13 protein-coding genes and 1 pseudogene are annotated in these 17,560 nt (G+C 41.3%); 1 reads left to right on the top strand and 13 read right to left on the bottom strand.

All coding sequences use genetic code 11. The features are described 5' to 3' along the window. Window positions 1-176: 176 nt before the first annotated feature. The 4 genes from tsaD to tsaB all read right to left on the bottom strand — a co-directional run bounded on the left by tsaD (window position 177) and on the right by tsaB (window position 3,168). Window positions 177-1,187, bottom strand: coding sequence for a tRNA (adenosine(37)-N6)-threonylcarbamoyltransferase complex transferase subunit TsaD (gene tsaD / locus EIH20_RS03185; protein WP_124057916.1), 1,011 nt, complete (start codon window positions 1,185-1,187; stop codon window positions 177-179). A 77-nt stretch (window positions 1,188-1,264) separates the two neighbouring features. Continuing rightward, on the bottom strand, window positions 1,265-1,738 hold the full coding sequence (rimI, locus tag EIH20_RS03180) for a ribosomal protein S18-alanine N-acetyltransferase (RefSeq protein ID WP_164470847.1): 474 nt from the start codon (window positions 1,736-1,738) through the stop codon (window positions 1,265-1,267). Then, window positions 1,719-2,384, bottom strand: a complete 666-nt coding sequence (locus EIH20_RS03175; protein ID WP_164470846.1) for a GNAT family N-acetyltransferase — start codon at window positions 2,382-2,384, stop codon at window positions 1,719-1,721. The genes rimI and EIH20_RS03175 overlap by 20 nt, the downstream gene beginning before the upstream one ends. After that, entirely contained in the window at window positions 2,365-3,168 is an 804-nt protein-coding gene (tsaB, locus tag EIH20_RS03170) for a tRNA (adenosine(37)-N6)-threonylcarbamoyltransferase complex dimerization subunit type 1 TsaB (RefSeq protein WP_124057913.1), read from the bottom strand. The genes EIH20_RS03175 and tsaB overlap by 20 nt, the downstream gene beginning before the upstream one ends. 201 nt (window positions 3,169-3,369) lie before the next feature. Here tsaB and EIH20_RS03165 point away from each other — a divergent pair, with 201 nt between their 5' ends. Further along, the gene (locus EIH20_RS03165; RefSeq protein ID WP_124057912.1) at window positions 3,370-4,356 is read left to right on the top strand and encodes a YeiH family protein; all 987 of its coding nucleotides are present in this window, start codon (window positions 3,370-3,372) and stop codon (window positions 4,354-4,356) included. A 90-nt stretch (window positions 4,357-4,446) separates the two neighbouring features. Here the strand turns inward: EIH20_RS03165 and EIH20_RS03160 are convergent. The 9 genes and pseudogenes from EIH20_RS03160 to EIH20_RS03120 form a co-directional block, all read right to left on the bottom strand. After that, window positions 4,447-4,971, bottom strand: a pseudogene (locus tag EIH20_RS03160) (family 1 glycosylhydrolase); the annotation flags it as partial. Window positions 4,972-5,046: 75 nt separating this feature from the next. Further along, window positions 5,047-5,583: an acyl-CoA thioesterase gene (locus EIH20_RS03155; protein ID WP_124057910.1), complete on the bottom strand. Its 537-nt coding sequence runs from the start codon at window positions 5,581-5,583 to the stop codon at window positions 5,047-5,049. 26 nt (window positions 5,584-5,609) lie between these two features. Then, window positions 5,610-7,049 (bottom strand): proline--tRNA ligase, encoded by a 1,440-nt coding sequence (proS, locus tag EIH20_RS03150; protein ID WP_124057909.1) that lies wholly within the window; start codon window positions 7,047-7,049, stop codon window positions 5,610-5,612. Window positions 7,050-7,316: 267 nt separating this feature from the next. After that, a complete protein-coding gene (locus EIH20_RS03145; protein ID WP_164470845.1) occupies window positions 7,317-10,577 on the bottom strand; it encodes a DUF1002 domain-containing protein in 3,261 nt (1,086 codons plus the stop codon). Window positions 10,578-10,600: 23 nt separating this feature from the next. Next, window positions 10,601-11,923, bottom strand: coding sequence for a zinc ribbon domain-containing protein (locus tag EIH20_RS03140; protein WP_124057907.1), 1,323 nt, complete (start codon window positions 11,921-11,923; stop codon window positions 10,601-10,603). Window positions 11,924-11,935: 12 nt separating this feature from the next. Next, window positions 11,936-12,742, bottom strand: coding sequence for a zinc ribbon domain-containing protein (locus EIH20_RS03135; RefSeq protein ID WP_124057906.1), 807 nt, complete (start codon window positions 12,740-12,742; stop codon window positions 11,936-11,938). A 3-nt stretch (window positions 12,743-12,745) separates the two neighbouring features. Next, a complete protein-coding gene (locus tag EIH20_RS03130; RefSeq protein WP_124057905.1) occupies window positions 12,746-14,473 on the bottom strand; it encodes a serine hydrolase in 1,728 nt (575 codons plus the stop codon). A gap of 161 nt (window positions 14,474-14,634) precedes the next feature. Next, entirely contained in the window at window positions 14,635-15,222 is a 588-nt protein-coding gene (lepB, locus tag EIH20_RS03125; RefSeq protein ID WP_124057904.1) for a signal peptidase I, read from the bottom strand. 121 nt (window positions 15,223-15,343) lie between these two features. Next, the gene (locus tag EIH20_RS03120) at window positions 15,344-17,386 is read right to left on the bottom strand and encodes a DUF2079 domain-containing protein (RefSeq protein WP_124057903.1); all 2,043 of its coding nucleotides are present in this window, start codon (window positions 17,384-17,386) and stop codon (window positions 15,344-15,346) included. Window positions 17,387-17,560 lie beyond the last annotated feature (174 nt).

The following is a 17,560-nucleotide window of genomic DNA, read 5'->3' as shown; positions in this document are numbered from 1 at the left end:
ACTATTATAATCATGAACGTATCCAAGAAAAAACAAAATGGATGCCCCCTGTTAAATTTAGGATGGCATCCATGGCTTAGAAACTACTATAAATCAATGTGTCCAGGATTCTGGGTACATATCACTTGAAGCGATTTGATAGATCGTTTGTTATAAAATTTTGATCCTGTCTATGTTTACAACATCAAGCCTGGTTTAGCATTGATGTCCAAATCGGCATAGTGTCCACTTAAATAAAGAGAGTGAGCCGCTGCCCCAATCATGGCTGCGTTATCGCCACAGAGCGATAAGGGAGGAATACATAGTTGAATATGCGGAAATTCATTTGCAATTAAATCGGTCAAAGCTTGACGAATGGCCGAATTGGCCGCTACGCCGCCAGCTAAGAGAAATTGTTGAGCCGGATACTGGTTAAGAGCCTTACGGGTCTTGGTCACAATAACTTCGACAACCGCTTCTTGAAAACTAGTTGCTAAATCAGCTGCGATGACGCTTTCCCCTCTTTGCTGGGCATTATGGACTAAGTTCATAATGGCTGATTTCATGCCTGAGAAAGAAAAATCTAAATTATCTTCATGAATCATAGCCCGCGGGACATCATAACTTGCTTGACCGGTCTGAGACAACTGATCAAGGTATTTGCCTGCTGGATAAGGCAGATTTAATAAACGTCCGACTTTATCATAGGCTTCACCCACCGCATCATCTTGAGTTTCACCAACAACTTGGAATTGCCCATCGGCTTCCATGTGGACTAATTCTGTATGCCCACCAGAAACAATCAAGGCTAAGAGCGGAAATTTAAGCGGCTGGATAAGTTGATTAGCATAGATGTGCCCCGCTAGATGATTGACCGCAATCAAAGGTTTATCATAGATATAGGCTAAGGTTTTAGCCGCTGTTAAGCCAACCAAAAGCGCTCCCACTAAACCAGGACCTTGGGTAACGGCGATGGCATCTATTTCCTCTAAACTTAGGTCAGCTTTATCCAAGGCAAAATCAATCACTTGGGTAATTTGTTCGACATGGTGACGACTAGCCACTTCGGGAACGACTCCGCCAAAACGCATGTGACTTTTGATTTGCGATGCCACGACATTGGCTAAAATATCTCGACCATCGCGGATAATCGCTACACTGGTCTCATCGCAAGACGATTCGATTGCGAGAATTAAACTTTGAGACATAAAGTCCCTCCTTCGTTTGACGTTTACTACTTACAAGCTGAGTCTCATATCTGACGACTCGGACTAGCTTATTTGCCTTAAGCTATCTGGTTGAGGTCGCGTTGCATGATGACCCCATTTTCACTCGGATTTGAATAATAATTATGACGAATGGTCAGTTCTTGAAAACCTGTCCGTTGATAAAGCTTTCGAGCCGTCCAATTAGATTCGCGCACTTCTAAGAAGAGATGTTTCAACTTACGGGCGGTTAATTGATCAATGACAAAATTCATTAGCGCTGTCGCTAATCCTTGTTGACGAAACTCAGGTTCAAGGTAAATCATATTAATGGTTGCTTCATCAATAATTAAATGCAGAGCCACATAACCCAAAACGACGGTCCCTTTAAGCATGACATAGTACTCCGCATTGGGATTCTGAAAATCTTGTTGGGTCATAGACTGACTCCAGCCAAAATAGCTATTCATCGTTTCGATTTGTTGACGCAAAACATCCGGAATTAAATAAGCCTTAAAAGGCACGACTTCTAATTCAAGGCTTGACTGAGTCATCTTCATTCCTCCTAATAAAGGCCGCTTGGCGAAGAATACACGCCATATAATAAGCCGATTCTTTATTTTGCTGATAATAGTTTGGTAACTCATGTTGGATAACAAAGCCATGTTTTTGGTAAAGATGTTGAGCTGGTTTATTAGACTGTCTTACTTCTAACGAAGCTAAACGAATCCCTTGTCCATGACTTAAGGATAAAAAACAATCTAATAAGGCATCCGCCAAACCTTGGCGCTGATGAGCTGGATCAATAATTAGGTGAGACAGATGAGCTCCTTTGTGCCGCAAGCGGCCAACTAAGATCCCCACCGGCTTCTGGTCAGCCATTGATTCCATCATTAAATACAAACCATATGGATTCTGTTGCCAATCAGTGTGAAAATCGGCCAAGTCCCAGGCTACATAGCCCTCATAACCTTTAATTTCTAAATCTACAAAATGATTGAGGTCTGCCCATGTAGCCATTCGTAGCCTATATGTTCCATTGGTAGTCCGATGGAGCGGCCAAGCTTGGACTTCCGCTCCTAGTCGTTCCATCATCATGGGTTCTGGCGGTTCTTGGCTTGGCGCCTTAAAACTTGACTTCAATAGGGTCCAATTTTCCTGCCACTCTTGTCGACTCCATTTACTGGATAGTTCGCTCAATATATCCTTCCATGTCTGAAGATTCATGATTAATCGACCGTCCTTCTTTTGCCGCCCACTCTTGTTCAGCGAGGGTGGCATGACAATAATTAGGCACAAGTAAGTCCGCTTGCTCCACCAATGTTTGCGGAACTTGGTTAACATACGCTGCTTGAGGCAACCCTCGTTCGCCATCTAAGCAAGAGAGGGTTAAATCTAAGTCAGTAAAGTGGTCTTCAAAATCATCTACGAATTCTTGAATCTCCTGTCCCACAAAGACGACCCGATTCAAACTATCATCTTGAAAAGCAGACTCTAACTGACTAAGCCAATCCGACCATGCAAGATGCTGATCCGGTTTTATTTGACGTAATTGTAAGCCGTCCTCATCAATATACGGTAAATAAGCTGCCGTGTAAGCCGTATGTCGACGCGCATCAATCACTGGGATAATGAGCGTTTCCCGACACCAGCTTTCATCAATTACTCCTTGTAAGGCTTGAGCCGCCATTAAGGCGAGACTCGATACAGAGACTAAGCGTATCTTACGAGTGGCTGCCCAAGTCTTGGCTAAACTCGTCCCAATACGCAAACCTGTATAAGATCCGGGTCCTATACCAACAATTAATTCTTGCACATCTTGACGGTCCCAGCCCACCAATTCGATTAATTGTTTAATCGCAGGCACCATAATTTGCCCATGCTGATAACCGCTAGTTAAACATGTCTGGGCGACCATTTGTTGATCGTCAAATAGAGCCAAAGTTAAGGCACTTGTGGCTGTATCGAGCGCCAATGTCTTCATCTTTAGGTCCTCCCTATCTCGTTTTTACTTTCCTATTTTAACACAATCTAGGGCCTAGTTGATAGGTCAAGCTTGACTCTAATATGAAGAAGGACTAATTTATTGCACTTCAAAGCCCTGGAATTCAGGCTAGACGGTCTCCACCAAAAAGGCTATCATGGAACGTGTGAAAAAAGACTTGAGTCACGAAAGGAAAAGTCCATGAACCGTATACGTCTCTATCTTCCCTTAATCGTCGTTACCCTGACTGCCTATTTATTAGCTTGGCTGATTCCTTTTTTGGAAAGTCAGATTACAGCCATCCTTTTGGGCATGGCCCTGGCTTCATCTTCTTTAGGGACCTCCATTCATAAACCAACCATGAAACGAGCTGGATCTAATTTCTTAAAATACGGCATCGTTCTTCTCGGTTTTACTTTATCTTTCCAAGCTTTAACCGGGGTTGGCTTGGCCTCCTTACGGGTAACACTTGTTTGCATCCTCGCCGCCTTTGCTACTGCCTTCTTAGCTGGCCGCCGCCTAGGCGTTGCACCCAAAACACAGGCCTTAATTGGGATGGGGACAGCCATTTGCGGCGGATCGGCGATTGCTGCCGCAGCGCCTATTGTCGAAGCTGAGGAAGACGACATCGCGTTTGCGATTGCGACTATCTTTTTATATAACACCTTAGCCCTATTAGTCTTTCCTTTATTGGGTCAGATCATTGGCTTTTCTGACTTACAATTCGGTGTCTTTGCTGGTTCAGCTATTAATGATACCTCATCCGTGGTAGCTGCCGGTTTTGGTTTTTCAGACGCAGCCGGATCTTTCGCGACCGTCGTCAAATTAGTACGGACGCTGATGATTGTTCCCGTCTGCCTCGCCCTCATCATTCGCAAAATGCAAGCAGAAAAAATGGCGTCTACCCAAAGCTTAAAACTCAGTGACATTACCCGCATCATTCCCCAATTTGTCCTCTGGTTCATGGCAGCCATTGTCTTTGCCAGTCTCTTTCCTCTCCCTGTTGAAATAACCCATCTATGCAAACAAGTCTCCCGTATCATCATGACCATGGCCTTAGCTGGCGTCGGCCTAACAGTCAATTTTGCCCAAATAAAAAAGGCCGGTGCCCGGCCGCTTATCCTTGGCGGACTCACTTGGGCTGCTGTGATTGCTACTAGTCTAGCGATGATTGCTATCTTCTATTAATCCTTCAAGTCAAAAAGGCTCCCAAACCTTGCTTCAGTCAGGTTTAGGAGCCTTTCTATATGCGATTCAACTAGCAGTCAGTCATCTGTGTTAATCATTACTTAAATCTTCACCATTTGAAGCAATGACTTTCTTATACCATTCAAAGGATTTTTTCTTAGAACGTTTGAGGGTGCCCTTGCCGTCGTTATCGCGGTCAACATAAATGAAACCATAGCGTTTTTTCATTTCACCGGTTCCGGCTGAGACAAGGTCAATACAGCCCCAGGTTGTATAACCCCATAGTTCAACGCCATCTTCATCGACAGCTCGGCGCATTTGTTCGATATGTTGAGCAAGGTATTTAATCCGATAATCGTCTGCGACATAGCCATTTTCATCTGGTTGGTCGACGGCACCTAAACCATTTTCCACAATGAATAAAGGTTTTTGATAACGGTCATATAGAGCGTTTAAAGTTGTCCGTAAACCTAGCGGATCTATTGCCCAACCCCACTCTGTCTTTTCAAGATATGGGTTATCCGGTGTTTGGAACAAGTTGCTTTCAACTGTTTCTTGTTGATCGTCAGCTGCCACCCCAATACGCGTATTGTAATAAGAGAAAGAAATGAAATCAAAAAGAACTCTTTCCGTAGCAAAACGGAAAGAGTTTAAATTTTGTTTAAGATATTTTCCAATAGCCTAGATGACTCATGCCCAAGGAATATCAATCGAAATTTGTTGATTAAAAGCTTGATCTTCTGCATAAGCCGACAATCGTGTTTGGCGGCGTTTAGCATAGCCGGCACAAACATATTTTTCCTCTGCTGTCTCTGGAAAGACGCTTGGCACATAAACCTTCTGACCCGCATCATTAGGCACCGTCACAAAGGTTAAGAAGGCCGTAGCCGCTAGATAACGCCGACCTGTATTCAGTTCCTCGCCCACTACCTTGACAAAAACTTCCATCGACGTCTTACCGGTCCCCGTCACCATGGTTTCAATGCAGACGGAATCAGCTAAGGGAAGCGGTTCGATAAAATTTAACGTGTCCATCGAAGCAGTCACCGTTAAGCAACGAGCATGTCGTGAAACAGAAATGCTCGCGCAGTTATCAATCATTTCCATCAAACGACCACCATATAAAGTATTGTGCATATTGCACATGGCAGGCAGAATGCGATGAGTCTGAATAACCCGTGATTGGGAGCAAGATTTGCTTTGCTTTAAAATAGCTGATTGATCCATATCAAATCATCCTTATCGCTAAAATCTTAGTAAGCCCGAGCTAACCAAACTGTATGTTTCGCCGGTTTCCCTGTCACGATACAGGTTGCTTTCTCTTCTACTTGACCAGCAAAAGGAATATTTCGCGTAGTAAAGCCTGTTAGCTCTTTAATCTTAGCTTCAGATTCTTCGGTGCCATCCCAACCAGCTAGAACCCAGCCTGGAACTTGGCCAGCTGCCCGTTTGCTTTCAATATGAGCAACCAATTCATCTAATGTATTGATATTGGTGTAGTAATTGGCTTGATTCATTTGACGTGCTTTTTCTAATAAGCGGGTTTGCATCGTATTTAATTCAGCTTGTACCCCAGCAACAAAATCAGGGAAGGCTAAAGCCACTTTATCTTCTGCATCGCGGGCTTTCATCATAGCTTGTTCATTTTTCAAGTCACGCGGTCCTACTTCAATCCGTAATGGCACCCCGCGAAGTTCCCACTCATTGAATTTATAACCGGGTGAATTGTCCGAATCATCAATAATGGTACGAATGCCTTGAGCTTTAAGGGCTTGGTCAAGTTCATGAATTTTGTCCATGATTTCAGGATTCTTTTGCCATGGTCCTACTGGTACGAAGACTACTTGTTGCGCCGCCACTTTTGGTGGTAAGACAAGACCTTTGTCATCGCCGTGAGTCATAATCATCGCTCCAATTAAACGGGTCGATACACCCCAAGAAGTCGTAAAGGCATGGACATGTTCGTTCTCAGTATTCAAGAAACGGATGTCAAAAGCTTGAGCAAACTTGGTTCCCATATAGTGAGAGGTTCCCGCTTGTACCGCTTTACCATCTTGCATCATGGCTTCGATTGAGAAGGTATTTTCTGCTCCCGCAAAACGTTCTGATGGCGTCTTTTCACCTGCATGAACGGGTACAGCTAACAAATCTTCCACTACTTCTTGATAAACTTTCAACATCTTCATGGTCCGCGCTAATGCTTCTTCAGCACTCGCATGGGCGGTGTGGCCTTCTTGCCATAAGAACTCAGACGTCCGTAAGAACGGTAAGGTTTTCTTCTCCCAACGGAAGACATTCGCCCATTGGTTAATTTCCATTGGTAGGTCACGGTAAGATTGAATCCATTCCGAAAAGGCTGATCCGATGACTGTTTCTGAAGTTGGACGCAAAGCTAAACGTTCTTCTAACTTCTCGCCCGCTGCTTCCGTTACCCAAGGTAATTCTGGCGCGAAACCTTCGATATGGTCCTTTTCTTTAGTAAAGAAGTTCTCTGGAATCAACATTGGGAAATAAGCGTTGCGAATTCCTTCTTCCTTAAAACGACGGTTAAATTCTTCTTGGATTTTTTCCCAAATTTCAAATGAGTTAGGTTTGAAAATCATACAGCCACGGACGGGTGAATAGTCCATTAAATCAGCTTGTTGAATGGTTTGAATATACCATTTTGAGAAATCTTCTTGTCTTGTTACCATTATTTTTTCCTCCTTAAAATTAAAAAGTGACTGTTCTCATCCTAAATTAAGGACGAAGAACAGTCACTCCGCGGTACCACCTTATTTGCTGATAGAATCAGCCAACTTTAAGCCGATAAGGAGGCCACCCAACAGTTCTACTTAGTAGGTTCAACTAAGGAGCGGGTGAGTTGCTTTCAGCCAAGGCAACTTTCTCTGAACACCATCCATTAGTTTACTAGTCTAGTCTTATTTATTATAAATTCCTAACTGCTAAAAATCAAGGTCTTACGGCTTTTGCAAATATTCCATCATGACGTCTGCATCTTGCGGTTCAACATTACCCGCAAAATTAGGAGCCACCAAGGAAACGCCTCCTGATTTATTCATAAAGAGGTACATATCCTTCAAGTCAGGATCCGTCGCATCTGTAAAGAGAATGACGGTGTTCACCGTTACTTCTCGAATACCCGAGCCGTCTGCTGAGAAGATACGAATGGTTTTTTCCGGTGCTTCAACTAATTGCACCTTATGCTGACCTTTGCCTTCAATATCAATGGTTGAATTAGCAAGATCTAAGGTGATATCTTTCGGAATATTCATTCCCTCAAGATGGAACTTCGCTGTCTGGCCTAATTGTGCCAAGTCAATCGCACCGACCATTCCACTAGGGGTTGGATTCGATTCAGGAGCTGTTGTTTCAGCTGTCATACTTTCTGCTGCTGAACTTTCTGACTCTGGTTGACTGACTTCTTGGCTTTGACTGTCTGTTTCTTGATTTGCCGCTGAAGCAGCCTCTTGGCTTTGACTTTCGCTTGCGGCACTTTCTTCAGAAACAGACGTTTGGTCATTTGGCTTAGCTGGGGCTTGGCTGCCCTCTACTGTGACTTGGGCTACTTGAACCCATTTATCGCCTTCTTGTTTTTCTAAAATAACTTGCATACCAGCTACTAAACCTTGATCATAAGCTAAATTATCTTGACCTTCAGCTGACATTTCTAATGGGTCTGTTACTGATCCACCAATATTTAAACGATAAGACGTTTTCGGTGTCCCTTTAACAATAATTTCTTTGCTTTGATCGGTAAGTGGTTCAAGAGTCAAAGTAGCTTCCGCTTTAGGAGCTTCTGACTTATCAGCTACTGTAGTAGCTGCCTCTTCCACTTTGGTCGTCGCTTGCTCTTCGGCCTTAGTCGTGGTTTCTGCCGCTGTTGTCGCTTTTTCCTCCGCCTTAGTCGTTTCAACTACGGTTGTGGCTTCTTTAGTCTCCTCATTCGCTTCGACCATTTGTTCTGCGACTGGCGTCCACTGATTTTCAATTTTTACCATCAATTGAACGGTCATGCCAGCTTTCAAGATATCTGGACTGCCTAAATCTACTGTTTCTTGATCGGCACCAGCTTTTGTTTCTTCTGTTTCTTCTTTATCGAGAACTAATTTATAAGTCAAACCTTTTTGGAGATTGATTTGAACTTGCGATTGGCCAGCTTTTAGAGGACTAATCGAATAATTCACTTTGAAGTTAGGCTCTTGCACAAGTGGTAAGGACCGTTCGCTAAAGGTCATCTTCTCTAATACTTGGCTAACTTTCTTCGAATCCACCTCTTTAATCTCTTGGCGTTTAGCTTGATTTAAAAGATCTTGAGTGTAGCTTTGAGCCCATTTTGGATCTTTAGCTTCTTTGTCGTTTGAATTCCAGTCTTTTGGCACCGGATAGACTTGAACCGTACCATCCCCATTACTTGAGTAGGTAATATATTGAGCACCATCCAGAACATAAGTCACACTAGGATAAGTTGCTCCCAGATGATTTTGATGGTCGACAGGCATCCCAGCTGGTTGACGATAAACTTGAATAGCTTGATCAAGGGCTTGGTCTCCTACTAAGCTTAGCCAAACTTTGGCTGCTTGGACTTGTTCTAAAGTAAAGCCTTTGAAATCGGGTGCTTGACTCTCCATACCTGATTTTGGTTTTTCTTCCCCAGCAACCGCTTGCTCTCCTTGAACTAAACTATTCGATTGTCCATCTAATTTATAGTCTTTCGGAATCTCAATCATAGCTTGACGCTGATTCTCAAGTTTGATGCCATAACGTTCTTGCAAGAAATCTTTAACCGCATAGTCGCTCGGTTGTTTTGGATCCTTGCTAGCATCACCAAATTTTTGCGTTTTAACATTATAGGCAATGTGCCAATTTTGACCACTGGCATCCATAATTTTAACGGAAATCCAGTCGCCATTTTGGACAAAATCTTGATAGACAGCCGTTTCCATACTTGGTGCTCCCGCCATAGCTAAGCGGTCCACTAATTCGCGCATCATAATATTTTGGTCTAGTGCCCGATAACGACGAAGAGATTCCAACCAAGTTTCACGCGTGTTTCCATATAAAACGGCTGGATCCTGACCGACTTTAGCAGCCATCTGACCATCCATCTTGCCGGCTACAAAATGATAAGCCAAGGTTCGAATGTAATTTAAGGCCAAGCGTTCATCAAGGCTGATATTGCCTAACATTTTTTCAACAGCAAAGGTATCGCTATAGACTTGATACATTCCAACTACATCTTGGTCTCCTTCAATTAGACTAAACGTTTTATCTAGCATGGCTTGTAAGATTGGCGCATATTTCTTAGTGTCGCGATAATCTGGCCGTTTTTCCTTCAACAATTGATCCTTGCTGAGGGGTTTGCCTAAGGTCGCTAATTGAGCATCCCAAGATTGAGCCATGATACTTCGGTTGATTTGATCAGCTGTATCTTTTGACTTAGAGGAATCTGTTTGCGCATAGTCTTTCAGGTAATCTAATAATTCTTGACGCAGTTTCTTATCGGTTAATTCCAATCCATTTTTCTTCAAATATTGGTCCAATAATTGATTGAATTCCTTCTCAGACATCGGTTTATTATGCTCCAAAAAGTACTGGTTGATATCCAGTTTCAAGTTCGCAATCCATACATTGGTTTGAGAATTATTGATGTCAAAATAGTTGCGCATATCATTAATAATGATTATTTCCTTCTGAGAAACAAGATAATCGTGTGGTTTAACTGATGACCCACCTTGATCTAACATCGCGTAAACACCCGCTAAGGCAGCTTCCCCAGTTACCGGAATCGGGGTGGCAATACGGATTAATTTATCTTTGGCTCCAGAGGTAATCGCCGCATTTTGATAAGTCGTAGACGTAACGTTCAAAATCATGCTTGGTGTCATAATTTGAACTTGAATACCAGATCCTGGGACCTGTTCAATGATCGAAGCTGATGAAAAGATACCTGTTCCATCACTGCCAATATTTAAATATTTATTCAAGATAGGCCCGGTCAACTGGATGGTATTTTGTGGACTTACTTGTTTTCCAGCCAAGATAGCCCGCATTTGTTGAACTTGATTTTCCGACAATGAACTGCCTAGGGCTATTTTTGAAGCCTTCATTTCTTGAATGGTTACTTGTTTAGTGATAGCCATAACTGGCTGACTCACGGGTGCAACTAGACTTAAAGCAGCGGCTGACGCTAAGAGACAACGTTTAAGCATGGGTTTCATATACATTCTCCTTTTTCTTCTGACTAGTCGACAATTTGATAATTAAGACCTTCAAAGAGTTGTAGGATAGACTCACTTGAATAACTATCATCCTTTTGCGCAAAAGTTGGCTCCATTAAGGCTACATTTACTTGCTTATTCTCATCTGTAATCAGGTTGGTAAAGCCAATAATACTCGTTGACTCCTCTTGTAATTTGGATTCATCATCTCTACTAAGCTGTTTCACTCGGAAAATACCAATAAAATGTCCGGCTCCGTTTTGAATCAAGTTCCCTTGTTCATCCGTCGGGAACGGATTATACATATAGTGTTCAAGCGTAACTTCATAGGGATAAAATTGATCTTCATAGCGACGTTTCACTTCTTCATTGATCATTCGTTTGATATCTTCGAGATTAGCAATCTCGCTGGCTTGATTCGCTACTTGGTCCAGACCCTTAACTTCGAAAGTCGGAGCAAATCCTTCTTCAAGAACATAACCTTGATTCAATAAGCTTTGTTCAGATTCCGGACTTAATCTAGCTACGACTTTGTCGCCATTCTTTAATTGACCATCATTATCGAAATTAAAAGTCAAATATTGAAATTCACCCGGCAGGGTACTATCAACTTTGACGCTTCCTTTACCTGATATCCCCACAAAGTTAACGATCAGGTGTTTTTGAATCAGGTCTGTTTTTAGTACTTTAGGTTCCTCCAAGCCCTCAACTTTAAAAGTCTTTTCTCCTCCCTTTAGCCTTTTTTGAGACTCTTTAGGAATCTCGATGATTAATTTAACTGTGTCTCCGTTTTTTAGATCTTGATCTTTATCAAACTTCAGTTCAAACTCCCTTATTGCATAGTCAAAATTCTCCTCGTAGCGGTTAGGATTGGGTTTGAATTGCTGATTATACTTTTCCCTTAATAGTTCATAATCCACATCACCAATCGCTTCTCCATGGCCACTCATGCCATGAAACTTGGCTATCGCATAAGGCATCACATCTAATGGCCGATTCTTATACCAATAATTTACACCTAAAAAAATAACGAAAATGCCAAGAAGGATTGGCCAGGTTTTCTTTAACCAAGGTCTTTGTTCTTGACTTGGATGGGGTCTCTCAGTTGATGTTCTAGTCTGAGTAACATCAGTTGGCATGCCTTGACTTTGATTTGGTTGAGATGACATTAGACTAGATTCTGGCTTAACGACTCGCTCTTTTTGAACCTTACTAGCCGAAGATGAACTAGTTGGTGTCGTTTTAGACGTAGTTTCCTTAGCTATTCCTTGTACAGCTTGACCACATTTGGGGCAAAATTTTTCATTTCCTTTTAACTGGTAGCCACACTTTGAACAAAATGCCATGAATGTTTCCCCCTACATGAATAATCTAATATATAAACTTGAAACAAGACCAAATAAAATGATATCCACAAAGATAATATAGTATTTAGAAATCATCGATTTAGTTGGAACAGAGTCAGATTGATAGATAAAAGCAGGCAATATCAGACCGATAAATAACCAAGAAGCTGACAAACAGAAAATTGCCAATCGAACCATGATTTCCAATGAAGACTCGCCGCCGATACTCGTTAAAATCGCAACAACAAAGGTAACTAGCGTCATTCCACATAAACTGTTGGCATACTTAGCAAGAATTTGTTGAAAATTAAGCGAAATTTTTTGAATGTAGTGCGCCACGATGTAAGTAATCGCCATTCTTAGAACAAGTAAACCAAAAACTATCAAGGTAAATTTAAACAGTACTTGTAGGTATGCATCCTCATAACCAGAAGCAGAGTATAGTTGATTGCCATAAGAACCAAAGGGGCCAAAGGACGATAGAAGGAAGCCTAGTGCTCGACTAGCAAACGAAGACAATAAAACAGCCTGACTTAGCGTGAATAGAGCAAGTGTGCCAAAATAATAATTTTTGTTTTTGTCAAACGGCCCTTCTTCTGGACGAAGTAGGCATGCTTTAAAGTAAGCCCAGTAGTCCTTAGCTTGACTATTTATTTGCGTCATATCGACATTAGCCACTTGTTGGGATACTTGCTGACTAATTTTGTCAAAGGATTCCCTAACTAATTCTCCATCAGCAATCGGTTGCTTTTGACCACACTTCGTACAAAATTTGGCTTGGTCATCGAGTTCATTTCCACAGTGTACACAATATTTCATTTTCTATTCCCCTTTTTCTTGGTTTATAAAGGCTTCATGAATGGCCTTCCCTAATTGTTGTAAACTTGAGACTTTGGCATCATAGTTCCCATCTTGAGATAAGACGACCATAATATAGGCCCCCTTATCTGTTTCAATTATGGCCGCATCATTCACTACTCCATACTCTTCAAATTGGCCACTCTTACTATAAATGGGGGTGCCCGAAGGCAGTTGATTAGTCAATTTACCATGGTCGATTTGTAATAAGAGGATGTCCAGCATGGCCTGATCAGCTTGAGGTGAAACGAGTTGTTTTGTATAAAGTTTTTCCAAAAATTCGCCAACTTCTTTTGCTGAAAGATAGTTGTCTTTCCCTGCATTTAACGCCTGCGTATCCAACATTTTTCGTTCCATCTTCGATTGTGTAAAACCAAGCGATTGAATATAGCGATTTATTTCTTCAATACCACCTAATTGATTAATCAAAATATTAGCGGCCGTATTATCACTGTTTGTGATCATCTCGGTAGCTAAAACCCGATACGTAAACGTCGTTCCCGGCGCTGCATTCTGGATATTACCTGTGCCACCCACTTTATCTTCCGCTTTTAACTTGTAAACTTGATCAAGTTTTACTTCACCCTTTTCAGCTTGTTTAAAGAGATCGGCTAAGATAAACAGTTTAATGACACTAGCTGAACGAATAGCTTGGTCACCGATCTGCACAGGGGAATCCGTAAGGGCTTGACCATCCGGACCCGTTAAGGCTTTAAAATAAAGACTGCTTGTCCCTTTATCTGCGAGCTGATTTTTAAAGGCGTCTTGAATGGGGCCCGCTAGTGCAGATTCTTTTGCTGTGACCACTTGAGTCGTTGCTGTTGATTCTGTTTCAACTTTTTTTAGTTTGATTTTTTTGACTTCTTTACTTGAGGTTTCTTGACTCGCAGTCTGAGATTTCTCAACTTGACTAGTCTTGTCATGTAAATCAACTTTCTCTTTTTTGTTTTGGTTAGCCAAGTATAGACTCCCAACACCAAGGCTCACCAAAATTAATAAGGCCATGATACCCTGCCATAAAGGGTTCAAAATACGTCTTCTTTCTGTTCGAGATTGAGTTTGAACTCTTGAAGGAAGTGGCGTCGACGTAGGAATTTCATTTACCAGTGGTTGACCACATTCTGTACAAAATTCAGCATCAGCTTCTTGAACGGCTCCACATTCTGGACAAAATAGTGAAGCAGCGGTACTCAGCCTGTTTTCTTCCTGATCGTAAGGCTCCATTCCATGTCCATTTTCTTTTGTAGCAAATTCTGATCTTTCTTCTTTATTATGTTCAGCAAAGTATTCACTTTCGAAACTTTCATCAACACTAACGATATTATCTTCATCCGTTTCGATTGGGGCATTTGGTTCAATTTGAAAATCCTGACTATCTTCTTTAACTTCTACGACAATATCTTTCGGTTCTGCGAAATCAGCCACTCCTTCTCCAATGGGGTCAGGTTCCTTATTAGTTTGATTCGGCTGATTTTCTTCTAACTCCCAAGTATTATCTTTATACTTATCTTGGCTAGGATCAGATTCAACAAAAGTCGATAACCCTTCTTGGCTATTCTCCCCCACATAAAGAGGAGATTCCTCGGAACTATCTTTCTCAACATCTAAATAAGATCTTAAGTCTGTTCCACATTCCGAACAAAATAGCGTTCCTTCACTGCAGGATTTTCCACAATTTGGACAAAAAACCACATGCTCACTCCCTATAAAAAAATAAAATAAATTTAAAATTTAATATAAATTATAGCATCTTTCTTATCCTTTCGCTATCTCTCACCAGAAACCAAAGATAATTGTCTTAAATAAAAATGCTCCAGCCAAACATTTTAGTTTAGCTGGAGCATGATATTTTTCTATTGAGGAACAATTTGTCCATGGTCGTCTAACTTGTATTTATCTAACAGACCTAACTTGTTAAATGGCCAATAGATCGCCACTGCCTCTCCCTTAATTTCGCTTTGATCGATAAAGCCTAAACGACGACTATCGAGAGAGTTTTGTCGATTATCGCCCATGACAAAGTATTTTCCTTGCGGGACTTTATCTTGAAAAGCAACTTCTTGCAGGCTGAAATTATTGGTAAATTCAGGCCCATATTCTGCTTGCTTCTTAGCCAAATATGGCTCAGGCGTCGCCACTCCATTCACATAAAGTTGGTCATCTTTAACTTGGATGGAATCGCCGGGCATACCAATAATCCGTTTAATGTATAGTTTGCCTGGATCATCGGGCGCTTTAAGAACAACGATATCAAAGCGCTCAAGCTTTTGTTGCTTAGTCATGAGAACCCGTTCGCCATCAGCTAGGGTATAATCCATCGAATGTCCTTTAACTTGAAAAGGCTCAATCACATAGGTTTTTACCGCCCAGAACACTGCAAAGACACACAAAAAAGTAAAAATGAAACTTACAACTTCACGGAAGAATTCTTTTTTTGACATATCATTTCCTCTAATCTCTTTAATCTATAGGCATTAACCAAAGCCTTTTATCTTCCCTAGTATAACAAATATCTAACTAATAAATAGGATTATTTTGTAAAAGATTTGCGACCAACCTTAATTATTTCTTCAAAATAACCACTTCATTAGTCGATTCAGCGGTTTCTTTATAACCTGCTTTAAGATACTTGCTAACAACTTCGGCTTCAACACTGGATCCAGTCATGTAAGATCTTGGCAAGATAACACTGTCAATCGTTGGGTCAACTTCACGCTTGTTGTGATAAAAAATGTCGTAAAGTTCCTTGGTTTCTTGTAGTTCGACTGTGTAATAAGCAAAAGCCAAGATTCGTTGATTACGAGACACTTTAGCAAGGTCTTGGCGGATAGCTTGATAGTGAGTCGGATCCGACTGATAGGCTCTTAAATTGTCGGTTAAAGGACCTAAGTATCCGTGTAAAAGGCCCGCTGACAAGATGAGAGACGCTAGTAAAACGCTCAATAACCGCCCCTTCGCTTGCATGGCATTGGATTGCTCTGCCTGCTTGAGATACAGAGCTTCAAATGCTAGACAAGCCATAAATAAGACTAAGACATTGGATCCGTAGCTATATTGGAAATGAAAATCAGCTTGATACGGATAATCGGATAGCAAGTTGATGACAACCAGAGGAATTAATAAGATAAAGTTTTGCCACTCTCTTTGGAAAAGTGGCATAAAAGCCATTCCCGCTAATAAGAGTAGAAGATAGGTGAGCTTCGTTTGGGTAAAGAGGCTCACTAAACTATAAGTTGGGTTGAGGATGATATTCGTCAAGACCGCTGATAAGCCCGCTTGATTCGGCAGAAGAAGATTGTCAAAACGAGTCACCATGGCTCCATCTCCATAATGCGTTAAATAGTAAAGACAGGCTCCAAAATAAATAATTGGCACAAGTAATTGAAGAACTGCTTTTAAGCGACGATCTTTTGCTTGTTGAGGGAATCGCTTTTGGAGAATAGCAAACAAACCAATCGCCATGACATAAATAATAGCGTCTTCTTTCACCATTAAGGTTATGCCGACAATTAAAGCCAAACGCCAACGCCAATTAGCCAAGTTGGCATAGAGTAACCATAAACAAAGGGGTACTAGGAAACAATTCTCGTGTAAATCGTAAGAGCCCGCTGTCGTCATGGCTGGTGTTACAGTAAAGAGAATCAACACAAGCCAGTGGGCCCAAGTAGGGAGTTTCAAACGACTTAAGCACAACTTCAAAGGAATTACTGCTGAAAATACAGTAATAACTTGTAAAACTTGCAAAGTTTCCCCCGACGGAAACAAAGCATAGAAAGGCAACATTAAATAATAAATAGGTGAAACGTGGACGGAAAAATGCGATAATAAGCGATCTCGTTCAAGGGTGGTCACCGGCCCTAAGCCGCATTTCATATTCGCAAACATTTGGGTGAAGATTCCCATGTCAAAAGTAGACGAACCAAAAGTTGTCACTTTTGCTGCCATAGCCCAACTTAAATAACCTACATAGGCTAAAATCAGCATACCGATACTCAATTTAATCCACCGTTGAGTTCTAATTGATAGCTCGATAGAATCAAGTTTCCCAACAATATGATGGGCTAGCGGAATAAGTAAGCTACAACAAATCATACTAAAAATTAAAAAGCTCACTTGACGGCCATTTAACTTATCGAGTTCAAACTGAAACGCGCTCAAAGCCACACCTGGACCATGATATAACAAGTTGAACATGTGCGGCAAACTTGCCAACATAGCTAGGGGCAGAAGCACCCGATAATCAGCTTGATCTAGGTAAAGCTTGAGATAAATCGCCAAGCCAATTACAAATAAGCCTAAAATCATTAAAATCGAAGGACTCATCAGCATGGCCTGACCCAAGAAAATGGCGATTAAGACTACAAACAAATCTTTATTTCGCCAACGACTGTCGCTTTCTTCTAGCGTGTAAAAGCCATAGCCTAAGGCTAGCATCATGAGAACAAAATTCATTAGCGGTGTTGTTTTACTTAACTTTAAATAAATACTTTCCATAGGAAATAACCAATGGATTAAGATTGCATAAACCAAATATGCATTCACGATAAAATAGACATTCTTAATTCGTAAGCTATGCCATTTTTGCTGCCACTTGTGCCAATTCATGTTTTTACAAATCCCTTCAATCAATCTCAATAGTCTTATTATACCGAAAGTCCATAGGCTTTAATATTGCTTTTTCAGTAATGTTGGTACCATTTTTTACGGATAAGCCGCTCCTTCTGGAATAATAATGCAAAAAAAGAAGCCGCCTAATCACCAGTCATCTTTCGACCTCGG

The organism is Vaginisenegalia massiliensis (genome assembly GCF_900604935.1).
Lineage (GTDB): Bacteria > Bacillota > Bacilli > Lactobacillales > Aerococcaceae > Vaginisenegalia > Vaginisenegalia massiliensis.
The sequence above is the reverse complement of the archived record's forward strand: the minus strand, read 5'-3'. Positions and strand labels throughout refer to the sequence as shown.

Bases quoted from the DNA above. Each gene is read 5' to 3' on its own strand.
- tsaB (WP_124057913.1), bottom strand. From the start codon at position 3,168: ATGAAGACATTGGCGCTCGATACAGCCACAAGTGCCTTAACTTTGGCT.
- tsaD (WP_124057916.1), bottom strand. From the start codon at position 1,187: ATGTCTCAAAGTTTAATTCTCGCAATCGAATCGTCTTGCGATGAGACC.
- proS (WP_124057909.1), bottom strand. From the start codon at position 7,049: ATGGTAACAAGACAAGAAGATTTCTCAAAATGGTATATTCAAACCATT.
- EIH20_RS03145 (WP_164470845.1), bottom strand. From the start codon at position 10,577: ATGAAACCCATGCTTAAACGTTGTCTCTTAGCGTCAGCCGCTGCTTTA.
- EIH20_RS03140 (WP_124057907.1), bottom strand. From the start codon at position 11,923: ATGGCATTTTGTTCAAAGTGTGGCTACCAGTTAAAAGGAAATGAAAAA.
- lepB (WP_124057904.1), bottom strand. From the start codon at position 15,222: ATGTCAAAAAAAGAATTCTTCCGTGAAGTTGTAAGTTTCATTTTTACT.
- EIH20_RS03135 (WP_124057906.1), bottom strand. From the start codon at position 12,742: ATGAAATATTGTGTACACTGTGGAAATGAACTCGATGACCAAGCCAAA.
- EIH20_RS03120 (WP_124057903.1), bottom strand. From the start codon at position 17,386: ATGAATTGGCACAAGTGGCAGCAAAAATGGCATAGCTTACGAATTAAG.
- EIH20_RS03155 (WP_124057910.1), bottom strand. From the start codon at position 5,583: ATGGATCAATCAGCTATTTTAAAGCAAAGCAAATCTTGCTCCCAATCA.
- EIH20_RS03165 (WP_124057912.1), top strand. From the start codon at position 3,370: ATGAACCGTATACGTCTCTATCTTCCCTTAATCGTCGTTACCCTGACT.
- rimI (WP_164470847.1), bottom strand. From the start codon at position 1,738: ATGACTCAGTCAAGCCTTGAATTAGAAGTCGTGCCTTTTAAGGCTTAT.